Below are 20,219 nucleotides of genomic sequence, written 5' to 3' on the forward strand. Positions count from 1 at the left end.
CTGGCCTCAGCCCTCGGGCGGCAGCGGCGGCGTCTCGTCGCCCAGGTTGAGCCCGTGGCGCATCAGCATCGGCACGTTGGCGACCGCGAACAGCATCGTCACCGGGATCACCACCCACACCTTGTAGATCGCCCACAGGTCCCAGCCGCGCTGGGCGCCGTACAGCGAAGCGGCGCCGCGCCACACCGCCTCGTTGGCGATCGCCATGGCGATGAAGAACAACACCCAATTAAGCGTCAGACGGTGCCAGCCGCGCTCGCTCAGCCCGGGATAGCTCGACCCTATCAGCTGCTGGAGCAAAGGACGCCCGGTCGCCGCGCCGAAGCCCAAGGTGGCGGCGAGCAGCGCGTAGACGATCGTCGGCTTGGTCTGGATGAAGCGCGGGTCGCGGAAATACATCGTCAGCCCGCCGAACACGATCACCAGCCCGGCCGAAATCAGCAGCATCGGCGGCACGCGGCCGAGCTTGGCCTTGGCAATCACCAGCGCGACCACGCTCGCCAGCACGAAGGCGGCGGTGGCGACGATCACGCGCGCGAGCAGCAGCGCCTCGACCCGCCCGAGGTCCGACAATGCTGGCGTCACCGCCGCGACGAGCCGCCGCGCGCTCTCGCCCGGCAGTAGGAAGTTGACCGCGAAGAACACCGCGAGCGGGCCGTAATCGACCAAAGCGCGTGCGCCCGCCGACTCCTTCGGCGTCGCGCTCACTTGCGCGGCCCCGTGTCGACGCCGGCGATGATGCGGCTGACCTCGCGCGCGTCGAACGGGCGCAGGTCGTCCATCTGCTCGCCGACACCAATGGCGTGGATCGGCAGGCCGTAGCGCTCCGCCGCCGCCACCAGCACGCCGCCGCGCGCGGTGCCGTCGAGCTTGGTCATGACGAGCCCGGTGACCCCCGCCACCTCCTTGAACACCTCGATCTGGTTGAGCGCGTTCTGCCCCGTGGTCGCGTCGAGCACGAGCAACACGTCGTGCGGCGCGGCGGGGTTGAGCCGGCCGAGCACGCGACGGATCTTGGCGAGCTCGTCCATCAGCTCGCGCTTGTTCTGGAGCCGGCCGGCGGTGTCGACGATCAGCACGTCGGTGCCGATCTCGGTCGCCTTCTTCACCGCGTCCCACACGATCCCGGCGGCATCGCCACCCTCGGGACCGGTGACGATCGGCACGCCGATCCGCTCCGCCCAGGTACGAAGCTGGCCGATCGCGGCGGCGCGGAAGGTGTCGCCCGCGGCGAGCATCACCTGATAGTCCTGCTCCAGGAACAGATGCGCCAGCTTGGCGATCGTGGTGGTCTTGCCCGAGCCGTTGACGCCGATCACCAGTACCACCTGCGGGCGCGGGAAGGCATCGATGCCGAGCGGCTTGGCGACCTGCGCCAGCACCTTCTCCACTTCCTCGGCGACGACGAGGCGGATGCCGAGCTCCTCCATGTTGCGCTCGAACGTGCCCTCGGCGAGCCGCGCGCGGACCCGGCCCGCGGTCTCCGGGCCGAGGTCGGAGCCGATCAGCGCCTCCTCGACCTCGTCGAGCGTATGCTCCTCGAGCCGCGCGCCGCCGAGGCCGGCGAGGTTGCCGACCAGCCGGTCGGAGGTGCGGCGGAAGCCGCCCAGCAGCTTGTCGTGCCAGCTCGTGCTCATGCGATGGTTCCGGTGAGATGGTCGGGCGCGGCGGCGACGATCGCGACGTCGTGCACGCTGCCGACGGGGAGGGGGGCGGCGAGGCGGACCTCGCTGAAGTCGGGGGCGTGGCCGCGGTCGCCAGGACGCTCGACCAGCACGCGCTGCACCGTGCCGACCTGGCGCACGAGCCGGCGCGCGAGCCGCGCGGCCGAGGCCGCGCGCAACGTCGCGGCGCGGGCGCGTGCGACTTCCGGCTCGACCTGCGGCATGCGCGCCGCCGGCGTGCCCGCGCGCGGCGAGTAGGGAAAGACGTGAGCGTGGGAGATGTCGGCCTCGTCGACCAGCGCGAGCGTGTTGGCGAACATCGGCTCGTCCTCGGTCGGGAAGCCTGCGATCAGGTCGGCGCCGATCGCGAGTTCGGGGCGCGCGGCGCGCAGCCGCTCGACCAGCGCGAGCGCCTCGGCGCGGCGGTGCCGCCGGCGCATGCGCTTGAGAATGAGGTCGTCCCCCGCCTGCAGCGAAAGGTGGACGTGCGGCATCACCCGCGGCTCCTGCGTGAGCAGCGCGAACAGCGCGTCGTCGATCACGTGCGGGTCGAGCGAGGAGAGGCGGACTCGCTCAAGCCCGGGCACGCCGGCGAGCAGCCGCTCGACCAGCGCGGCGAGGCCGGCGCCTCGGTCGTCGTAGCTGGCGAGGTCGACGCCGCTCAGCACCACCTCGCGCTGCCCCGCCTCGACCAGCGCCGCGACGCGCGGGACGATCTCGGCGATTGCGTCGCTGCGGCTTGCGCCGCGACCCTGCGGGATGGCGCAGAAGGTGCAGGCATGGTCACAGCCGTTCTGCACGCCGACGAAGGCGCGGGTCTGCGCGCGCGGCCGCGGCGCATTGCCGCGCGCGCTACCCCAGCTGGCCGGCAGCAGCTTGGCGGCGTTGGGTACGAGGCGGTCAACTTCGGGCATGGCGGCAAAGGCGGCGCGATCCATTTCGGCAGCGCAGCCGGTGACGACCAGCTCGGCGTGCGGCAGGCGACGCCGCAGCCGGCGCACCGCGGCGCGCGTGTCGCGCATCGCCTGGTTGGTGACCCCGCAGCCGTTTACCACCACCACCCCCGCGTCGGCGAGCTGGCGGATCGCCTCGCTCTCGGCGATGTTGAGGCGGCAGCCGAGCGTCACGACCTCGGGCTGGGGAACGGCGGACATGGCGCGCGATCTAGGGGGCGCGGCGGGCGAAGTCGACCCTATGGTGTGTCGGGCGGAAACACGATCTGCCCCGCATCGCGGGTAGGGCGAGCGCGGCGCGCCAGCGCGGTGGTGGAGGGGGCTCGCCACGAAGCACTACGCCCGCGGAGGTCCCCCTCCACCCCCGACATCACCGGCGGTCAGCCTCCGCGCGAACGGGGAGGATCACGATGTGCTCACCCCCGCGGTGCCATCACCTCGATCACTCCCGCCGCGACATGGGCGGTGACCGGCGTGTGCGCCAGCACCTCGCCGTCGATCGAGATCGGCAGCGGCGGGTCGCTGCGCACGCGGATCGACGTGCCCGAGAAGGTCACCACCTCGTGGTGGCGCTCGTCGCGGCCGAGCCAGCTCGCCGCCCAATTCTTTACCAGCCGGCGCTTGTAATGACCCGTCACCACCTGGACGACGATCTTGCCCGAGTCGACCGCGGCCTCGTCCACCAGCCAGGTGCCACCATGGTACGGGCCGTTCGAGATCCGCACCTCGACCGCCTTGAGCTTCTGCTCGCCCTTGCCGTCACCCGCGTCGACGTAGAGCGTGAACGGGCGAAAGCGGGTCAGCTGATAGCCCGCCCAACCGAGATAGCCGAGCCGCCCCGCCACCTTCTTGAGCCGGTGCGGCACCGTCTCGGCGATCTGCGGGCTCAGCCCCATCGCGGCGCAATTCGCGAAATAATCGTCGTCGATCATGCCGAGATCGATCCGCCGCGGCGCGCCGGTGCGGAACACCTCGATCGCGCCATCAATGTCGAGCGGCAGGCCGAGCGTGCGCGCGAAGCTGTTGGCGGTGCCGAGCGGCAGTACGCCGAGCATCACGTCATGCCCGACCATCAGGTCGACCAGCCCGCTGATGGTGCCGTCCCCGCCGCCGAGGATGAGCAGGTCGGGCTTCTTCTCCAGCGCCTTGCGCACGGTGCGGTCGAGGTGCTCGGGATTCTTGACGGCGTGCGGCTCGACCTTGAACGGCAGCTCGCGCAGGCGCCGGCAGGCGCGGCGGAACAGCTTGCGCCCGCGCCGCGACTTGGCGTTGACGACGAGCGCGGCGGAGCGGATCTCTCTCATATGCGGGCTAACGCGCGAGCGGGCGTTCCGCTGCCGTAACGCTTGCATGGCGCGTCCGATTGCGGGAAAGCCGCTGGCATGCACGCTGCCTATCCCGCGCTGCGCCTGCGCCGCACCCGCGCCGCCGGCTGGAGCCGCCGCCTCCACGCCGAGCATATCCTCACCCCCGCCGACCTGATCTGGCCGATGTTCGTGACCGACGGCGAGCAGGTCGAGGAGCCGATCGCGACATTGCCGGGTGTGTCGCGCTGGTCGATCGACCTCGCGTTGGCGCGCGCCAAGGAGGCGCACGATCTCGGCATCCCGTGCCTCGCGCTTTTCCCCAACACCCCGCGCGACCGCCGCAGCGACGACGGTGCCGAGGCGCTCAACCCCGACAATCTGATCTGCCGCGCGACACGCGCGATCAAGGATGCCGTGCCTGACCTCGGCATCCTCACCGACGTCGCGCTGGATCCTTATACGGCGCACGGCCATGACGGCGTGATCGACACCGCGGGCTATGTCCGCAACGACGATACGGTCGAGCTGTTGGTCGGGCAGAGCCTCAACCAGGCGCGCGCCGGCGCCGACATCATCGCGCCGAGCGACATGATGGACGGTCGGGTCGGCGCGATCCGCGCCGCGCTTGAGCGGGACGCGCACGTCAACGTCCAGATCATGGCCTATGCCGCCAAATATGCCTCGGCCTATTACGGCCCGTTCCGCGACGCGGTCGGCACGCGCGGGTTGCTCAAGGGCGACAAGACCACCTATCAGATGGACCCCTCCAACCGCGAGGAGGCGCTGCGCGAGGTCGCGCTCGACCTCGCCGAGGGCGCGGACAGCGTGATGGTCAAGCCCGGCCTGCCGTATCTCGACATCGTCCGCGCGGTGAAGGACGCCTTCGCGGTGCCGGTGTTCGCGTACCAGGTGTCGGGCGAGTACGCGATGATCGAGGCGGCGGTGGCCGCCGGCGCGGCCGACCGCGACGCGATGGTGCTCGAGACGCTGCTGGCGTTCAAGCGCGCGGGTTGCGCGGGCGTGCTGACCTATCACGCGGTGCACGCGGCGCGGCTGCTCGGCGCGTGATCGTCACAGAACGCCTGATCCTGCGCCCGGCCGAGCCGCGCGACCGCGCCGCGCTCCACGCGATGTGGGCAGACCCGCGCGTGATGGCGGATCTCGGACCGGTGAAGAATGAAGCCGCGAGCGACGCGGCGATCGCGCGGCACGCCGGCTACCGGACGGATCATGGATTGGGGTTCGGCGCGGTCGAGCGCCGCGACGCGGGCGAGGTGATCGGCTTCTGCGGGCTCAAGCCCGGCGCGCCGACAGCCCCGATCCGCGGAGAGCTCGAGATCGGCTGGATGCTCGCGCATGCCGCCTGGGGGCAGGGCTATGCGAGGGAAGCCGCGGCGGCGTGGCTCGACTGGGCCTGGGCTCACCGCGCCGAGTCGCGCGTCGTCGCGATCACCGCGGCGGCCAACACCGCGAGCCAGCGGCTGATGGAGCGGCTGGGCATGCACCGGTTGGCCGAGGGCGACTTCGATCATCCCGATTTCGCCGCCGACGACCCGCGCCGCGTCACCGTGACCTACGCGATCGACCGTCCGCGATGATCGAGACCGAGCGGCTCACCCTGCGCGGCTGGCGCGCGGAGGATGTCGAGTCCTTCCACGCGATCGCGCAGGACGCCGAGGTGATGCGCCACATCGGCCCGCCCGAGACGCGGCGCGAAAGCCGCCGCTTGTGGCGCCGCATGGCGGCGGCGCAGGCACGCTACGGCCATTGCTTCTGGGCGGTGGAGCGCCGCGCCGACCAGGCCTTCATCGGCCTGTGCGGACTGCTGCCGCTGCCGCGCCCGGTGCGAGGCGAGGTCGAGATCGGCTGGCGGCTCGGCCAGGCGCACTGGGGCCAGGGCTATGCGCATGAGGCGGCCTCCGCCTGCCTCGAATGGGCGTGGGAGCATCTCGACGTGCCGGCGATCGCGGCGGTGACCGTGCCCGGCAACACGCGCAGCCGCCTGCTGATGGAGCGGCTCGGCATGACGCGCGTGATCGGCGGCGACTTCGACCATCCCGAGCTGGATCCGGGCGATCCGCTGCGGCGCCATCTGCTCTATCGCATCGCCCGGCCGACGCGTGGCTGAGCCGCGGTCGGGACGCGGCGGCGTGGCGCCGCTGTTCGTCGCGACCATGCTAACGGGCTCGTTCCTGCTGTTCCTCGTGCAGCCGATGATCGCCCGGCTGGCGCTGCCGCGGCTCGGCGGCGCACCGGCGGTGTGGAACTCGGCCATGCTGGTCTACCAGGCGCTGCTGCTCGGCGGCTATGGCTACGCCCACCTGGTCAGCCGGCTCGCGCCGCGGCGCCAGCACGCGATCCATCTCGCGCTGCTGCTCGCCGCCTGTGCCTTCCTGCCGATCGGCCTGAGCGACCGCGCGTTGCCCGCCGACAACGAGCCCGCTTTGTGGGTGCCGTACCTGTTCGCGCTCTCGATCGGGCCGCTGTTCTTCGCCGTGTCGTCGCAGGCGCCCCTGATGCAGCGCTGGTACGAGCTGGCGCGGCCGGGCACCGACCCGTACCCGCTCTACGCCGCCTCCAATCTCGGCAGCTTCGCCGGGCTGATCGCCTTCCCGCTGCTGGTCGAGCCGCTGCTGCCGGTGACGCAGCAGCGCTGGCTGTGGAGCGGCGGCTATTTGCTGCTGGTCGCGCTCGTGCTGCTGTGCGCGACCCGGCTGCCGCCGCGCGCCACCTCCGCCGCCGACATCGCGCCGGCCGCGCCGGCGCCGCCGCGGGGGCGCGTGCTGCTCTGGGTTGTGCTCGGCCTGGTGCCCTCGGGCATGATGCTGGCGACCTCGACCTTCATCAGCACCGACCTTATCGCGATGCCGCTGCTGTGGGTAATCCCGCTCGCATTGTACCTGCTCAGCTTCTCCATCGCCTTTGCGGCGCAGCGCTGGCTCGCGGACTCGCTGACGCGCGCGGCGCCGGTAACGATCCTGCTGTTCGGCGGCATCATGATGGGCGGCTTCGCCAACAGGGCGACCGCGAGCACGCTGATGGCGCTGCTGCTGCTATTCATGATTTCGGTGGCGCTGCACACGCGCCTGTACCGGCTGCGCCCCGAGCCGGCGCGGCTGACCGGCTTCTATCTCGCCATGTCGGTCGGCGGCGCGCTGGGCGGGGTCTTTGCCGGGCTGGTGGCGCCGACCTTGTTCGACTGGACCTGGGAATATCCCATCCTGATCCTCGCCGCGGGTGCGCTGGTGCCGCAGGCGCCGCTCGCTGCCGGACTGCGCGCGCTCTGGGCGCGGCGCGGGGCACGCTGGGCCGCCGTCGCGGCGATCGCGCTCGCGCTGGCGGTGGTGGCGGGTGCGTTCGCGCATGAGGCGGGCGGGTTGCGCACGGTGCGCTACACCGGCGCGACCTTCGCGGTGGTCGCCGCGGTTGGCCTGCTGACGCTCGGCGCGCGCGCGCCCTATCTGATGGTGCTGGCGAGCGCGCTGCTGCTGTTCGGCGGGTTCCGCTCGCTGTCACTCTCGCTCGAGCCCGGGGCAAGGCTGCGCAGCTATTTCGGTGTCTACACGCTGGTGGAGGAGCCCCGCCGACGCACCCTGGTCCACGGAACGACGCTGCACGGCGTCCAGCTCACCGGCACGGCCGCGCGCGAGCGCACGCCGACGAGCTATTACACCCCCGCCACTGGGGTGGGTCGCGCGATGCGGGCGGTGCCGCTGTTGTTCGGCGACACGGCGAGGATCGGCGTGGTCGGGCTCGGGACCGGGACGCTCGCCTGCTACGCGCGGCCCGGTCAGCGCTGGCGCTTCTACGAGATCGACCCGGCCATGGCCGAGCTCAGCCGCACGCACCGCTTCACCTTCCTAGCGGATTGCATGCCGGACGCGGCCATCGAGTTGGGTGATGCGCGCGTGTCGCTCGAGCGCGCCCCGACGGCGAGCCTCGATCTGCTCGCGCTCGACGCTTTCTCCTCGGACGCGGTGCCGATGCACCTGCTGACGCGCGAGGCGTTCGCGGTCTACGCCCGCGTGTTGGCACACAATGGCGTGCTAGCGGTGCATATCTCGAACCGCTTCATCGATCTCGGACCCGTCGTCGCAGCGGCAGCGCGTGCGGGGGGGTGGCGCGCGCTCATCCTCAACCATGTTCCGGCCGACGGGGAAGAGGAGGGCACGCCCTCCTCCTGGATCGTGCTGACGCGCGATCCGTGGACGCAGGCACTGCTCGCGGGTGACGATGGCGACTGGCACATGCTGCGCCGGCGCCCGGGCTTCGCGCCGTGGACCGACGATTATGCGACCATCCTTCCGCTGCTGCGATATTGAGCGGGCGAGGCATTGCGAAGAACTGGCCCGCCCTCTCGCGTCATCCTGGACTAGGTTCAGGTTCGACCTTTCGGCACATGCCGGCCGCCGGGCACGCCGGCCGGTAGAGCCTTGGACGAGGTTAGGATGGCGCTGGCCAATAAGCTCACGCGAACTTCGCGCTTCGCGCCCGGGTCAGCCGCTCGGCAGCGAGGCGGCGAGCGCGTCGATACGGCGGGTCTGGGTCGCGGCGGTGGCGCGCGCCGCATCCAGCGCCTGCTCGAGCGCGGGATAAGCGGGCTGCAGCGCCTGCGCGCGTGCCGCGGCGAGTTCCTCGAGCTGGTTGAGCGAGTCGGCGTAGGCCGAGCGCAGCGAGTCGAGCTCGGCGATCGCGGTCTGCGCGTCGAGCCAGCGCTCGCTGCCGGCCGCCGCGCGCCGGGCCGCGGAGGCCCGAGTGGCGGCGCGCTCGGCCGCGACGTCGAAGTCGCGCGCCGCGCTGGCGCGCGCCGCAGCGATGGTACCGAGCCGCGCGTCGAGCCCAGGATCGGCAGCGACCGGCGACGGCGGCGGCGTGGCGGGCTCCTCGAAGCCGAGCTTCTCGACCGGTCGCGGCGCGAGGGAAGGATAACCGCTCATGTCGGCGCCGCAGCCGGCCAGCGACAGCAAAGCAGCGGCTATCAGCGGGAGGGTGGCGAGCGGCGACGGGGTTCGCGGAAAACGTGGCATGCGATCTGCGTAGAGGCGCGAAAAACTTACCGCAACGCTCTTGCGCCCCCGACCGGCGGCGTCTAACAGCGCCGCTCCATTGCGCGCCCGTAGCTCAGCTGGATAGAGCATCAGACTACGAATCTGAGGGTCGGACGTTCGAATCGTTCCGGGCGCGCCAATGGATGCCCACCGCGAGGTGGGGCAGACGGTCGGCTTCATGCCATGCCGCGATGCGCCCGTAGCTCAGCTGGATAGAGCATCAGACTACGAATCTGAGGGTCGGACGTTCGAATCGTTCCGGGCGCGCCACCGTTCACCGCCGCAGCGCGGGCGGGAGCGGGTCGGTGTTGACCCGTCTTCGTCGCATTCGGGGAACCCCGGCGTCAGGCGCCGCTGACCTTCTGGCCGCTACTGTCGGACCCGGTCGCGTCCATCTTCTTCGTCGCCGCCTTCTTCGCGCCCGTCCCGGTATCGCCGCCGCGTCCGGTGCCGAGACTGCCGCGCGCGCCGGCACCGACGTTTGTGGTGATCGCACCCGGACTACCGCCCGCGCCTTTCTGTGCCATCGTCCGTCTGCTCGCTCCGTCACACCAAGAACGACGACACTCACGAAGCAGTTCTGAGCGAAAACAATGATCTGAGTAGGCAACCTCGAGCGAAGCTCAGCAAGGTGGCGCGCTCGCGTGTGGTGGCGGAGAGGGTGGGATTCGAACCCACGGTGAGCGTGAACCCACGGCGGTTTTCAAGACCGCTGCCTTAAACCACTCGGCCACCTCTCCGCAGGCCACCCGCTTAAACGCGACGCGGCGGCGAGTGCAAGCGCTCGCTCGATTTGCGGTTTCGTGCGCCGACCCGCTGTGCCAGTAGGTCCCGACCATGACAGCGGTCGCAACGCTCGCCCGCGGCATCGCCGCCACGCTCCTCCTGCTCGCCGCGCCGGCCTCCTCGGGGCAGGGTGTCGCGCCGTCGGCGGCCGATGCCGAGGCATCGGGCTTTCAGGCCTACCTGGCGCAAGTTCGCGCGCGCGCCGTTGCCGGCGGGGTGCGCTCAGCTACAGCGGACAGCGCGCTCGCCGGGCTCACCTTCAATCCGCGCGTGGTCGCACTCGACCAGCAGCAGCCCGAGGCGCGCCCCAACGCACCGGTGCCGCTGTTCGCGCCGTATCGCACCGCGCACGTCGACACCGCGCGAATCTCACGCGGGCGCGCCGCTTACATCGCCAACCGTGCCAGGCTGGCGCGCGTCGAGGCGGAAACCGGCGTGCCCGAGCAGATCATGGTCGCGATATGGGGGCATGAGACCAATTACGGGTCCTACACCGGCAATTTCGACTTGCTGCGCAGCCTCGCCAGCCTCGCCTATGAGGGGCGTCGCCGTCCGCTGTTCGAGGGCGAGCTGATCGCCGCGCTCAAGATGATCGATCGCGGCGTGCCGCGGTCGCAGCTGGTCGGCAGCTGGGCGGGCGCGATGGGCAACCCGCAGTTCCTGCCCTCGGTTTACCTCCGCCTTGCGCGCGACGGCGACGGCGACGGTCGGATCGACATCTGGAACTCCTCGGCCGACACGCTCGCGTCCATCGGCAATTACTTCACCCAGGCGGGCTGGCGCGCGGGCGAGCCGTGGGGCGTCGCGGTCAGCGTCCCCGCAGGCTTCTCGCGCGCGAGCGTCGCCAACCGGCTGGTCTCGCCGCGCTGCCCGCGCGTGTTCGAGCGGCACAGCGGCTGGCGCAGTATGGCGGAGTGGCGCGCGTTGGGGTTGGCGCCGCTCGGTGGGAGCTGGCCCGGCGATCAGGTGCAGGCGGTGCTGATCGAACCCGACGGTCCCGGCGCGACTGCCTATCTGCTGACCAGTAATTATCGCGTCATCCTCGACTATAATTGTTCCAACTTCTACGCTCTGTCGGTGGGCTTGCTCGCCGACGCGATCGCGCGCTAGGGCGCGAGCCTCGACGCGCATCAACGCTTTTCCCACGCCTGCCATCGAACCGGATCCCGCCCCATGACCAAGCTGCTGACCGTTCTCGCGCTGCCCGCCGCCGTCCTCGCGGTCGCCTATCCCGCCATGGCGGCGGCGCCGCAGTTCGACACGCCTGCGCCGGTCGCCTTCATGGAAGACCTGTCCTCGGGCGCGGTGCTCTACGCCAAAGATGCCGACCGCCGCATGCCGCCCGCGTCGATGGCGAAGATGATGACGGTCTATACCGCCTTCCAGATGATCAAGTCGGGCGACCTCAAGCTGTCGACCGAATATGAGGTCCGGCCCGAGACCTGGAAGCGCTGGCACGGGCCCGCGGCCGGGTCGACCATGTTCCTCTCGGTCGGCGAGCGCGTGTCGGTGGCGAACCTGCTGTACGGCATCGTCACGCTGTCGGGGAACGACGCGTGCGTCGTGCTCGCCGAAGGTGCGTCGGGCACGGAGCAGGCCTTCACCGAGCGCATGAACGAGAACGCCCAGAAGCTCGGGCTGACCAACAGCCATTTCGGCACCTCGAACGGCTGGCCCGACGGCGGCATCACCTATGTCACCGCGCGCGACCTCGCCAAGCTCGCTGCCGCGACGATCACCGAGTTCCCGCAGCTCTACAAGCAGTTCTACTCGCGCCGCGATTTCACCTGGGGCAAGACGATGGGCGCGGGCGCCGCGATCACCCAGGCCAATCGTGATCCGTTGCTGGGCCGCGTCGCCGGCGCGGACGGGCTCAAGACCGGCCACACCGACGAGGCGGGCTATGGCTTCACCGGCTCGGCCGAGCAGAACGGGCGCCGGCTGGTGATGGTGGTCGCGGGGTTGACCAGCTTCAACCAGCGCGCGCAGGAATCCATCCGCTTCATGGAATGGGGCTTCCGCGCCTGGCAGGCGCGCCCGGTGGTGAAGGCGGGCAAGTCGGTCGGCACCGCCGCGGTGCAGCTGGGGGATGCCAGCGAGGTCGAGCTGGTTGCGCCCAAGGCGCTGGCGGTGACCGTGCCCTCGGGCACGCGCCCGCAGCTCTCCGGCAAGATCGTTTATGACGGTCCAGTGAAGGCACCGATCAAGCAGGGCGCGCATATCGCGGATCTCGTCGTCTCCGCACCCGGTCTGCCCGAGCAGCGCATGCCGCTGGTGGCGGCGCGCGACGTCGGCCAAGCGGGCTTCTTCGGGCGCGCCATGGCGGGCCTGCGCGGCCTGTTCTGATGCCGCGGGGGCGCTTCCTCAGCCTGGAGGGTGGGGAAGGGGCCGGCAAGTCGACCCAGGCGCGCGCGCTTGCCGCGGCGCTGCGTCAGCGCGGCGTCGACGCCGTCGTAACGCGCGAGCCCGGCGGCAGTCCGGGCGCCGAGGCGATCCGCGCGCTGCTGCTGGAGGGCGAGCCGGGTCGGTGGAGCGCGCGCGCCGAGACCTTGCTGTTCGCCGCGGCGCGTGCGGATCATGTCGAAAAGGTGATCCGGCCGGCGCTGGACGCGGGTCGTTGGGTAATCTGCGACCGCTTCGTCGACTCGACGCGGGCCTATCAGGGCGTGGCCGGCGGGATCGACGACGCCGACGTGCTGGCGCTCCATGCCTTCGGCAGCGAGGGACTGCTGCCGGACCGCACCTTCCTGCTGACGCTACCACTCGCGCTCGGTGCCGAACGGGCGGCACGACGGGATCGCGGCGAAAGCGATCGTTTCGCCGCGCGCGGGTCTGACTTTCACGCCGCCGTCGCCACCGCCTTCGAGCGTTTCGGCGCTGCCGAATCCGAGCGCTTCCGCTCCATCGACGCCTCGCAGCCGCCCGAGGCGGTGACCGCCGCGATCCTGGCCGAGCTGGCGGACTTGGTGCCGTGACCACGCTACGCGGCCATCGCGCCGCGATCGACGCCTTCAGCGCGGCGCTGCGCGGCGGCAATGTCCATCATGCCTGGCTGCTCGCCGGTCCCGAGGGGGTCGGCAAGGCCACGTTCGCACGCGCCGCCGCGGCCCGACTGCTCGCCGAAGCGATGAGTCCGGGACAGCTCGCTCCCGGTCTCGCCGTCCCGCTTGAGCATCGCACCGCCACGCTGCTCGCCGCGGGTTCGCACCCCGACTATCGCGAGCTGCGCCGCCTGCCGAAGAAGGACAAGGAGGACGAGCTGGCGCGCTCGATCACGGTCGACCAGGTGAGGGCGCTCGGCCCGTTCCTCGGCACGATGCCGTCGCTGTCGCCCCGCCGCGCGATCGTGATCGACGCCGCTGACGATCTCGAGCGCCCCGGCGCCTCCAATGCGCTGCTCAAGAGCCTGGAGGAGCCCCCCGCGGGGACAGTGTTCCTGCTCGTCAGCCACGCGCCCGGGCGGCTGCTCGCCACGATCCGCTCGCGCTGCCGGGTGCTGCGCTTCGAGCCGCTCGGCGACGAGGACATGGCGGCCGTGCTACGCGCAGCGCTGCCCGACGCTGATCCCGATGAGGTCGCCGCACTCGTGAGTGCGGGCGACGGGTCGCCTGGGCGCGCGCTCGGCTATGCCGGGCTCGATCTCGGCGCGATCGAGCAGACGTTGGGCGAAATCGCGCGCGACGGCGACCCAACGCTGACGCGTCGCGGTGCGCTCGCCAAGTCGCTCGCGCTCAAGGCGGCGCAGCCGCGCTACGAGGCGTTTCTCGACCGCGTGCCGACGCTGATCGCATGCGCCGCGGCGACCCGCGTCGGCGCCGACCTGCGCGCCGCGCTCGACGGCTATGACGAGGCGCGCTCGGTCGCCGCCGCGGCACGCGCGCTGTCGCTTGACCAGCAGGGCACCGTCTATGAGCTCGCCGGCATCGTCGCGCGGCTGGCATCGCGCGAGGGAGAGCGTTAGGAGGCGCGGCATGGGCGACCCCTTCTATATCACCACCGCGATCAGCTATCCCAATGGCCGCCCGCATATCGGCCATGCCTATGAGGCAATCGCCGCCGACGCGATCGCGCGCTTCCAGCGCCAGGCCGGACGCGACGTGCGCTTCCAGACCGGCACCGACGAGCACGGGCTCAAGATGGTCCAGACGGCACGCGACCGCGGCGTCGAGGTGCGTGCGCTCGCGGACGAGATGTCGGGCTATTTCAAGGCAATGTGCGACAGACTTGCGATCAGCTACGATCGTTTCATTCGCACCACCGACGCGGATCATCACCGCGCCAGCCAAGCGATCTGGCAGGCGATGGCGGACGCCGGCGACCTCTACCTCGACCGCTACGAGGGCTGGTATTCGATCCGCGACGAGGCCTTCTACGACGAGAAGGAGCTGGTCGACGGGGAAGGGGGGGCGAAGCTGTCGCCGCAGGGCACGCCGGTGACCTGGACCGCCGAAGAGACATGGTTCTTTCGCCTGTCCAAATACCAGCAGCCGCTGCTCGACTTCTACGCGGCGAACCCGGACTTCATCCGCCCCGAGGCGCGGCGCAACGAAATCCTGCGCTTCGTCGAGGGCGGGCTGTCCGACCTGTCGGTGTCGCGCACCAGCTTCGACTGGGGCGTGGCGGTGCCGGGCAGTCCGGGCCACGTCATGTACGTCTGGGTCGACGCGCTGACCAACTATCTCACCGGGGCCGGCTATCCCGACGGCGAGCTGCGCTACTGGCCGGCGGACCTGCATCTGATCGGCAAGGACATCGTGCGCTTCCACGCGGTCTACTGGCCGGCGTTCCTGATGTCGGCCGGGATTGCGCTGCCTAAGACGGTGTTCGGCCATGGCTTCCTGCTCCATCGCGGCGAGAAGATGTCGAAGAGCCTCGGCAATGTCGTCGATCCGCTCGATCTCGCCGAGGCGTTCGGGGTCGACGGGCTGCGCTATTTTCTGCTGCGCGAAGTCAGTTTCGGCCAGGACGGCAGCTACTCGGCCGAGGCGATCGTCATGCGCGTCAACGCCGAGCTGGCGAACGCGTTCGGCAATCTGGCGCAGCGGACGCTGTCGTTCATCGCCAAGAACCTTGGCGGCGCCTTCCCGGACGCCGGCCGCGCCGACGAGGCCGACGCGCAGCTGATCGAGGAGGTGGTCGTCGCCTGCGCCGCGCTACGCGCGGGGTTCACCGACCTGCTGCTCAGCCAGGGAGTCGAGGCATGGCTGCGCGGCGTCTTCGCGTGCAACCAATATATCGACGCGCAGGCGCCCTGGTCGCTGCGCAAGACCGACCCCGAGCGGATGCACGCCGTGCTGCGCACGCTGGTGCGCGCGATCCGCACGCTCGCGATCGCGATCCTGCCCGTGGTGCCCGAGGGCGCGGGAAGCGTGCTCGACCAGATCGGCGCTGACGAGCGCGACCATGCCGCGATCGACGACGACGACTGGTATCAGCGCCGTTTCGACGCCGGTGGGGTGATCGCACCGCCGACTCCGGCCTTCCCGCGGCTCGAACTGCCCGCCGCGACGGAGCCCGCCTGATGCTCGCCGACAGCCACTGCCACCTCAATTACGAGGGCCTGTTCGAGCAGCAAGCCGCGGTGCTCGAGCGCGCGCGCGCGCGCGGCGTCACCGCGGTGCTCAACATCGCCACGCGCGAGCGCGAGTGGGACGCGGTGCTCGCCACCGCCGAGCGCGAGCCCGACGTCTGGGCGAGCGTCGGCATCCATCCGCACGAGGCGGACCAGCACCCGCACATCGACACCGCGAAGCTGGTCGAGCGCGCGCGCCACCCGCGCGTGGTCGGCATCGGCGAGAGCGGACTCGACTATCATTACGACCATTCCGACCGCCAGCGGCAACAGGCGAGCTTCCGCGCGCATATTGCCGCGGCGCGCGAGAGCGGCACGCCGATTATCGTCCACACCCGCGACGCGGAGGAGGATACGGCCGCGATCCTGCGCGAAGCGATGGAGCAGGGGGCTTATACCGGCGTGATCCATTGCTTCACCGCCAGCGACCGGTTCGCGGATCAGGCGCTCGAGCTCGGTATGTTTATCTCGATCTCCGGCATCGTCACCTTCCGCAACGCCGAGGCATTGCGCGCCACCGCGGCGCGGATCCCGCGCGAACGTCTGCTGATCGAGACCGACGCGCCGTTCCTCGCGCCTGTGCCGCATCGCGGCAAAAACGGCGAGCCTGGCTTCGTTGCCGATACCGCCGCCTTCCTGGCCCGGCTCCGCGGCGAAGATGTCGAGGAATTTCAGCGCTATACCGCTGAAAACTTCTACGCACTCTTCAGCAAAGCGCGGCCGGCGTGAAGGTTCGCATCCTCGGCTCGGGCACGTCGTCGGGGGTTCCGCGGATCGGAGGCGACTGGGGCGACTGCGATCCGGCCGAGCCGCGCAATCGCCGTACCCGCTCCTCGCTACTGGTCGAGCATGACGGCGTGCGCGTCCTCGTCGACACCAGCCCTGACATGCGCGCGCAGCTGCTCGCAGCTGAAATCGGGCAGGTCGACGCAGTGATCTGGACGCACCAGCACGCCGATCATGTCTTCGGCATCGACGACCTCCGCCAGGTCTATCATGCGCTCGGCCACCCCGTGCCGGGCTATGCGCGCGAGGGCTGCGCGGCGGCACTGCGCCAGCAGTTCGCGTATGTCTTCAAGGGTGCCGGCGGCTATCCGCCGACCGTCGAGCTCGCGCTGCTGCCCGATCGGCTCGGCATCGGCGGCCTGACGGTCGAGGTCGTCGACCAGCCGCACGGCTCGATCAGCTCGGCCGGGCTACGCTTCACCGCGGCCGGGTACTCGATCGGCTATGCCACCGACATCAGCGGCATGACCGCGGCGATGCGCGAGCTGTACCGCGGCGTCGACGTCTGGATCGTCGACGCGCTGCGTCGCCGGCCGCATCCGACTCATCCCGATCTCGCCACCGTGCTCGGCTGGGTCGAGGAACTGCGCCCGGCGCGGACGGTGCTGGTCCATATGGATCAGTCGATGGACTATGCCGGACTGCGCGCCGAGCTGCCCGGCGGCGTCGAGCCTGGCTATGACGGCTGGGAGGTTACGGGGTGAGCGAGCGTCTGGGCGCCGCCCTGATACTGCTGCTCGTGCTGGTGCTGCCGCTATCCGCGCTGGTTACCCGACGCATGCCGGGGCAGACGATGCTCCGCTACGCGCTGGCATGGGGTGGGCTCTTCATCGCCTTGTTCGCGATCGCCACATACTTTACATAATACATATTATCGATTTCGCTCATGCGCGGCCGCTCGTGGCAACGAGGAGATGCTGGCGTCCACTAGCGCCTACTTGCGGGCGTCCCGAGCATTGTGGCAGCGCCTTACCGTAACGATGGCGGACGTACCGGTGATGGGATTACGCCTGATGGGTGTCGCCTTTGTCGCGTTTCTCGGTGCCGTTGTCGCGCTCGATCGATATAGCGCGGCGGGTTTGCAGATCGCACGCGACGAATGTCGACGTCAGGGCATATTGCGCATCTATGACCGGGAACTTTGGCAAACACTTGTGAAACATGCCGAAAAGCGCCGGCGGCTGACCAAAACGTCCCGCGACATGCAGCCCGACGGACGCTTCGATCGCACTATCTATCAACTACATCTCGACGGCAAGCTGGTGGCCGAGTTGCATCTACTTCGCTTCACGCCGGTCTCCGTCAGCTCCAAACTCGGCCTTCCTCACCGCTTGAACGTCTACACCTGTGCCTGGAACGAACGACGCGATCAGTTCATGGCGCTAGCGCCGTTATTCACATGACGCATTCGACCTTGTCATGACGCACCGGGTTGCCGACGCCGCTACGTACAAACCCGTCTTCGTCCGAGCGGCGATCATTCCGCATGGATATTAGCCTCCCCACGCGCGCTATGTCGGTTTCGCAACCAGCATGAGGGCTGACATGGACGCCGCCGCAGTCTTCACAACGCTCGATCTCGAGCTCAAGCCAGATCCCGCACGTACGGTAATCCGGCCGTTCAGCTTCGACTATCCGGAGGCGTTCGCCGCGGGCAAGCCGAGCCGCGCGAGCGCGGTAGCCGCGCGGCTGATGGCGCTCGACGAGCCGATGCGGCAGCGCATGCTCGGGCTGCTCCACGAAGCGATGCGGCCGCGCCATCGCCGCGTCGACCAGGTCTTCCTGCGTCGCTTCGACGAGGTGCGCGAGGCGATCGGGATCGCTGTCGATGCCGAGTGCGATAGGCTGCTGGTCGGCGCCTATTTCAGCCAAGAATATGCCTTCGAAAGCGCGGCGCTGTTCAACCCCTCGATCGTCGCCGTGCCCGACCAGGATCCGAGCGACGACCAACTCTCCTTCCTGCTCTCGCTGCGCGGCGTCGGTGAGGGTCATATCTCCTCGGTGACGTTCCGCTCCGGAAGCTGGGACGGCGGCACCCGCCTCACGGTCGACCCGCCGAGCCCGCAGGGCGTGCCGCCGCGGATCGAGCGCGACGACGACGCGGGCTGGGTCCGGCTGCGCTCTGACGACAGTGAGGACATCTCCGAGACCGTGATCTTCCCGATCCTGCCGAGCCAACGCAGCGGCGTGGAGGACCTGCGCCTCGTCCGCTTCACCGATCGCGACGGCACGCAGAGCGTGATCGGCACCTATACCGCGTTCGACGGCCGTGTCGCCCGCGCCGAGTTGCTGCGCGGCATCGACCTGCGCACGTATGAGATGCGCCCGCTCACCGGCGCGATGGCCGGCTACAAGGGTATGGCGCTGTTCCCGCGTCGGATCGGTGACGACTTCGTGATGCTCGGCCGCCAGGACAATGAGAATATCTGGCTGCTCCGCTCCGACGATCTGCACCACTGGGAACGCGGCGAGATCATCATGCGACCGGAATATCCCTGGGAATTCGTGCAGATCGGCAATTGCGGCTCGCCGATCGAGCTCGCCGAGGGCTGGCTCGTGTTCACGCACGGCGTCGGGCTGGTGCGCGGCTATTGCGTCGGCGCCTGTCTGCTCGACCGCGACGACCCGAGCAAGGTGCTGGCGCGCACCCCCTCCCCGCTGCTCTTCCCGAGCGCCGAGCAGCGCGGCGGCTATGTGCCGAACGTCACCTACAGCTGCGGCGCGCTGCTGCACCGGCGCCGTATCCTGTTGCCCTATGCGATTGGCGACGAGCACACCGCGTTCGCCACCGGGAGCGTCGACGATCTGCTCAGCGTGATGCGCTGAGAACATTGCCACCGTCTCACCGCTATGCTTCACTAAGGTTTGTTTCGTGGGGGAAAAGCGATGCGGGTGGGCGTCGGGAGCGCGTTATTAAGCGCTGTGATGTTGTTCCTCGCTGGCGCGGGCGAAACGGCTGTGCAGGCACGACAGGCAACGCCCGCGGACGCGCCCGAGCGTGCCGCCGATGCGCGCGACAAGATGATCTGCAAGCGTTTCGTCCGTACCGGTTCGCTGGTCGATGGCTATCGCTCGTGCAAGACCAAGTGGGAATGGGAGCGCGAGCGCGAAAATCTGCGGCAGCAATCCGTCACTGACTCGTGTCGCGACCGCGCCAACGGTGCCGCCTTGTGCAGCTGAGACGATCCGCCCTCGCGCTACTCCTCGCGTCGCTTCTCGCTGCGCCGGCGGCATCGCAGAATCCGGCACCCGAGCCGGCACCGCGCTATGAGCGGATTTCGCTGTGGCCGAACGGTGCGCCGGGTGTCGGGAAGCGCCGCGCCGAGGCCGAGGTGGCGCGCGATTACTGGGTCCGCAACATCCACGACCCATCGCTGATCCCCTTCCCCGCACCCGCCGCCAAGCGCAACGGCGCCGCGATCGTGATCCTGCCGGGCGGCGGGCACAAGCTGCTGGTTTGGACCAACGAGGGCACCAAGGTGGCGACGGCGCTCAACCGCGCCGGCATCACCGCTTTCGTACTCAAATATCGGCTCGCGAACGAGCCCGGCTCGACCTACACGGTCGAGGGCGATGCTGCCGATGACACGCGCCGCGCGATCCGGTGGGTGCGCGCCCACGCCGCCGTGTACGGCATCGACCCGGCGCGGGTCGGAGCGATGGGCTTCTCCGCGGGGGGCGAGCTTGTCACCCAGGTCGCCGATCATCCAGAGCCAGCGGGGCGACCGCGGACCGACGCGATCGACTCGCTCTCCGCCCGGCCCGACTTCCAGGTGCTCGTCTTCCCCGGTCCGCGCGGCGTGCCGGCACCGGCGTCGGCGATCACGACCGCGCCACCGGCCTTCCTCGTCGCCGGCAGCCGCGACGACTGCTGCGCGGCGCCCACCGTCGCCTTGTACGAGCAGCTGCGCCGCGCCGGCATTTCGGCCGAGCTGCACATGTATGCCGACAGCGGCCACGCCTTTAATCTCGACGAGTCCGAGCGGCTCTCGATCCTGCACTGGCCCGATCGGCTGTACGACTGGCTGGCCGACGGCGACTGGCTCTCGCGGCGAGCGGATAAGCGCTAAGCGGCGTTGCGTCGCACCGCGCCGTCGCTACGC

The 20,219-nt window shown here is 70.0% G+C and carries 22 protein-coding genes and 3 tRNA genes; 18 read left to right on the forward strand and 7 right to left on the reverse strand.

The window, feature by feature from the left end; all coding sequences use genetic code 11:
- Positions 1–6: 6 nt before the first annotated feature.
- The 4 genes from QBJ89_RS07015 to QBJ89_RS07030 all read right to left on the reverse strand — a co-directional run bounded on the left by QBJ89_RS07015 (position 7) and on the right by QBJ89_RS07030 (position 3,921).
- Positions 7–708: an inner membrane-spanning protein YciB gene (locus tag QBJ89_RS07015; protein WP_277979813.1), complete on the reverse strand. Its 702-nt coding sequence runs from the start codon at positions 706–708 to the stop codon at positions 7–9.
- Positions 705–1,637: a signal recognition particle-docking protein FtsY gene (ftsY, locus tag QBJ89_RS07020; protein ID WP_132907957.1), complete on the reverse strand. Its 933-nt coding sequence runs from the start codon at positions 1,635–1,637 to the stop codon at positions 705–707. Before ftsY ends, QBJ89_RS07015 begins: the two co-directional genes overlap by 4 nt.
- Positions 1,634–2,818, reverse strand: coding sequence for a MiaB/RimO family radical SAM methylthiotransferase (locus tag QBJ89_RS07025; protein ID WP_277979814.1), 1,185 nt, complete (start codon positions 2,816–2,818; stop codon positions 1,634–1,636). Before QBJ89_RS07025 ends, ftsY begins: the two co-directional genes overlap by 4 nt.
- Positions 2,819–3,033: 215 nt before the next feature.
- Complete coding sequence (locus QBJ89_RS07030) at positions 3,034–3,921, reverse strand: diacylglycerol/lipid kinase family protein (RefSeq protein WP_277979815.1); 888 nt, start codon at positions 3,919–3,921, stop codon at positions 3,034–3,036.
- 78 nt (positions 3,922–3,999) lie between these two features.
- On the opposite strand from QBJ89_RS07030, the gene hemB reads away from it, so the two are divergent.
- From hemB to QBJ89_RS07050, 4 genes are read left to right on the forward strand one after another with little or no spacing between them, the layout of a single operon-like run.
- Positions 4,000–4,992 (forward strand): porphobilinogen synthase, encoded by a 993-nt coding sequence (hemB, locus tag QBJ89_RS07035; protein ID WP_277979816.1) that lies wholly within the window; start codon positions 4,000–4,002, stop codon positions 4,990–4,992.
- On the forward strand, positions 4,989–5,522 hold the full coding sequence (locus QBJ89_RS07040; protein WP_277979817.1) for a GNAT family N-acetyltransferase: 534 nt from the start codon (positions 4,989–4,991) through the stop codon (positions 5,520–5,522). Before hemB ends, QBJ89_RS07040 begins: the two co-directional genes overlap by 4 nt.
- The gene (locus QBJ89_RS07045; protein WP_277979818.1) at positions 5,519–6,052 is read left to right on the forward strand and encodes a GNAT family N-acetyltransferase; all 534 of its coding nucleotides are present in this window, start codon (positions 5,519–5,521) and stop codon (positions 6,050–6,052) included. Before QBJ89_RS07040 ends, QBJ89_RS07045 begins: the two co-directional genes overlap by 4 nt.
- A gap of 46 nt (positions 6,053–6,098) precedes the next feature.
- Positions 6,099–8,246: a spermidine synthase gene (locus QBJ89_RS07050; RefSeq protein ID WP_277979904.1), complete on the forward strand. Its 2,148-nt coding sequence runs from the start codon at positions 6,099–6,101 to the stop codon at positions 8,244–8,246.
- 174 nt (positions 8,247–8,420) lie between these two features.
- Here QBJ89_RS07050 and QBJ89_RS07055 read toward each other — a convergent pair whose 3' ends face one another.
- A complete protein-coding gene (locus QBJ89_RS07055; RefSeq protein ID WP_277979819.1) occupies positions 8,421–8,951 on the reverse strand; it encodes a hypothetical protein in 531 nt (176 codons plus the stop codon).
- 83 nt (positions 8,952–9,034) lie between these two features.
- Between QBJ89_RS07055 and QBJ89_RS07060 the strand changes: the two genes are divergently transcribed.
- Positions 9,035–9,111, forward strand: a tRNA-Arg gene (locus tag QBJ89_RS07060).
- 54 nt (positions 9,112–9,165) lie between these two features.
- Positions 9,166–9,242 (forward strand) — tRNA-Arg (locus tag QBJ89_RS07065).
- Between the two features lie 74 nt (positions 9,243–9,316).
- Here QBJ89_RS07065 and QBJ89_RS07070 read toward each other — a convergent pair.
- Positions 9,317–9,499, reverse strand: coding sequence for a hypothetical protein (locus QBJ89_RS07070; protein ID WP_277979820.1), 183 nt, complete (start codon positions 9,497–9,499; stop codon positions 9,317–9,319).
- 123 nt (positions 9,500–9,622) lie between these two features.
- Positions 9,623–9,712 (reverse strand) — tRNA-Ser (locus tag QBJ89_RS07075).
- Between the two features lie 97 nt (positions 9,713–9,809).
- On the opposite strand from QBJ89_RS07075, the gene QBJ89_RS07080 reads away from it, so the two are divergent.
- From QBJ89_RS07080 to QBJ89_RS07135, 12 genes are all read left to right on the forward strand, one after another.
- Entirely contained in the window at positions 9,810–10,868 is a 1,059-nt protein-coding gene (locus QBJ89_RS07080) for a lytic murein transglycosylase (RefSeq protein WP_277979821.1), read from the forward strand.
- A gap of 63 nt (positions 10,869–10,931) precedes the next feature.
- On the forward strand, positions 10,932–12,104 hold the full coding sequence (locus tag QBJ89_RS07085) for a D-alanyl-D-alanine carboxypeptidase family protein (RefSeq protein ID WP_277979822.1): 1,173 nt from the start codon (positions 10,932–10,934) through the stop codon (positions 12,102–12,104).
- The gene (tmk, locus tag QBJ89_RS07090; RefSeq protein WP_277979823.1) at positions 12,104–12,733 is read left to right on the forward strand and encodes a dTMP kinase; all 630 of its coding nucleotides are present in this window, start codon (positions 12,104–12,106) and stop codon (positions 12,731–12,733) included. The genes QBJ89_RS07085 and tmk overlap by 1 nt, the downstream gene beginning before the upstream one ends.
- The gene (locus QBJ89_RS07095) at positions 12,730–13,719 is read left to right on the forward strand and encodes a DNA polymerase III subunit delta' (RefSeq protein ID WP_277979824.1); all 990 of its coding nucleotides are present in this window, start codon (positions 12,730–12,732) and stop codon (positions 13,717–13,719) included. Before tmk ends, QBJ89_RS07095 begins: the two co-directional genes overlap by 4 nt.
- Before the next feature lie 10 nt (positions 13,720–13,729).
- Complete coding sequence (gene metG, locus QBJ89_RS07100; RefSeq protein WP_277979825.1) at positions 13,730–15,280, forward strand: methionine--tRNA ligase; 1,551 nt, start codon at positions 13,730–13,732, stop codon at positions 15,278–15,280.
- Positions 15,280–16,059 carry a TatD family hydrolase gene (locus QBJ89_RS07105; RefSeq protein ID WP_277979826.1) on the forward strand — a complete coding sequence of 260 codons (780 nt, stop codon included), beginning with the start codon at positions 15,280–15,282 and terminating at the stop codon, positions 16,057–16,059. Before metG ends, QBJ89_RS07105 begins: the two co-directional genes overlap by 1 nt.
- Complete coding sequence (locus QBJ89_RS07110) at positions 16,056–16,820, forward strand: MBL fold metallo-hydrolase (RefSeq protein ID WP_277979827.1); 765 nt, start codon at positions 16,056–16,058, stop codon at positions 16,818–16,820. Before QBJ89_RS07105 ends, QBJ89_RS07110 begins: the two co-directional genes overlap by 4 nt.
- Complete coding sequence (locus QBJ89_RS07115; RefSeq protein WP_277979828.1) at positions 16,817–16,981, forward strand: hypothetical protein; 165 nt, start codon at positions 16,817–16,819, stop codon at positions 16,979–16,981. Before QBJ89_RS07110 ends, QBJ89_RS07115 begins: the two co-directional genes overlap by 4 nt.
- 115 nt (positions 16,982–17,096) lie before the next feature.
- The gene (locus QBJ89_RS07120) at positions 17,097–17,519 is read left to right on the forward strand and encodes a hypothetical protein (protein WP_277979829.1); all 423 of its coding nucleotides are present in this window, start codon (positions 17,097–17,099) and stop codon (positions 17,517–17,519) included.
- A gap of 142 nt (positions 17,520–17,661) precedes the next feature.
- Positions 17,662–18,942 (forward strand): glycoside hydrolase family 130 protein, encoded by a 1,281-nt coding sequence (locus tag QBJ89_RS07125; RefSeq protein WP_277979830.1) that lies wholly within the window; start codon positions 17,662–17,664, stop codon positions 18,940–18,942.
- 60 nt (positions 18,943–19,002) lie between these two features.
- Positions 19,003–19,296 carry a hypothetical protein gene (locus QBJ89_RS07130; protein WP_277979831.1) on the forward strand — a complete coding sequence of 98 codons (294 nt, stop codon included), beginning with the start codon at positions 19,003–19,005 and terminating at the stop codon, positions 19,294–19,296.
- A complete protein-coding gene (locus QBJ89_RS07135; RefSeq protein WP_277979832.1) occupies positions 19,287–20,186 on the forward strand; it encodes an alpha/beta hydrolase in 900 nt (299 codons plus the stop codon). Before QBJ89_RS07130 ends, QBJ89_RS07135 begins: the two co-directional genes overlap by 10 nt.
- Positions 20,187–20,219 lie beyond the last annotated feature (33 nt).

The sequence above is a fragment of the Sphingomonas phyllosphaerae genome, from assembly GCF_029623345.1.
GTDB lineage: Bacteria > Pseudomonadota > Alphaproteobacteria > Sphingomonadales > Sphingomonadaceae > Sphingomonas > Sphingomonas phyllosphaerae_C.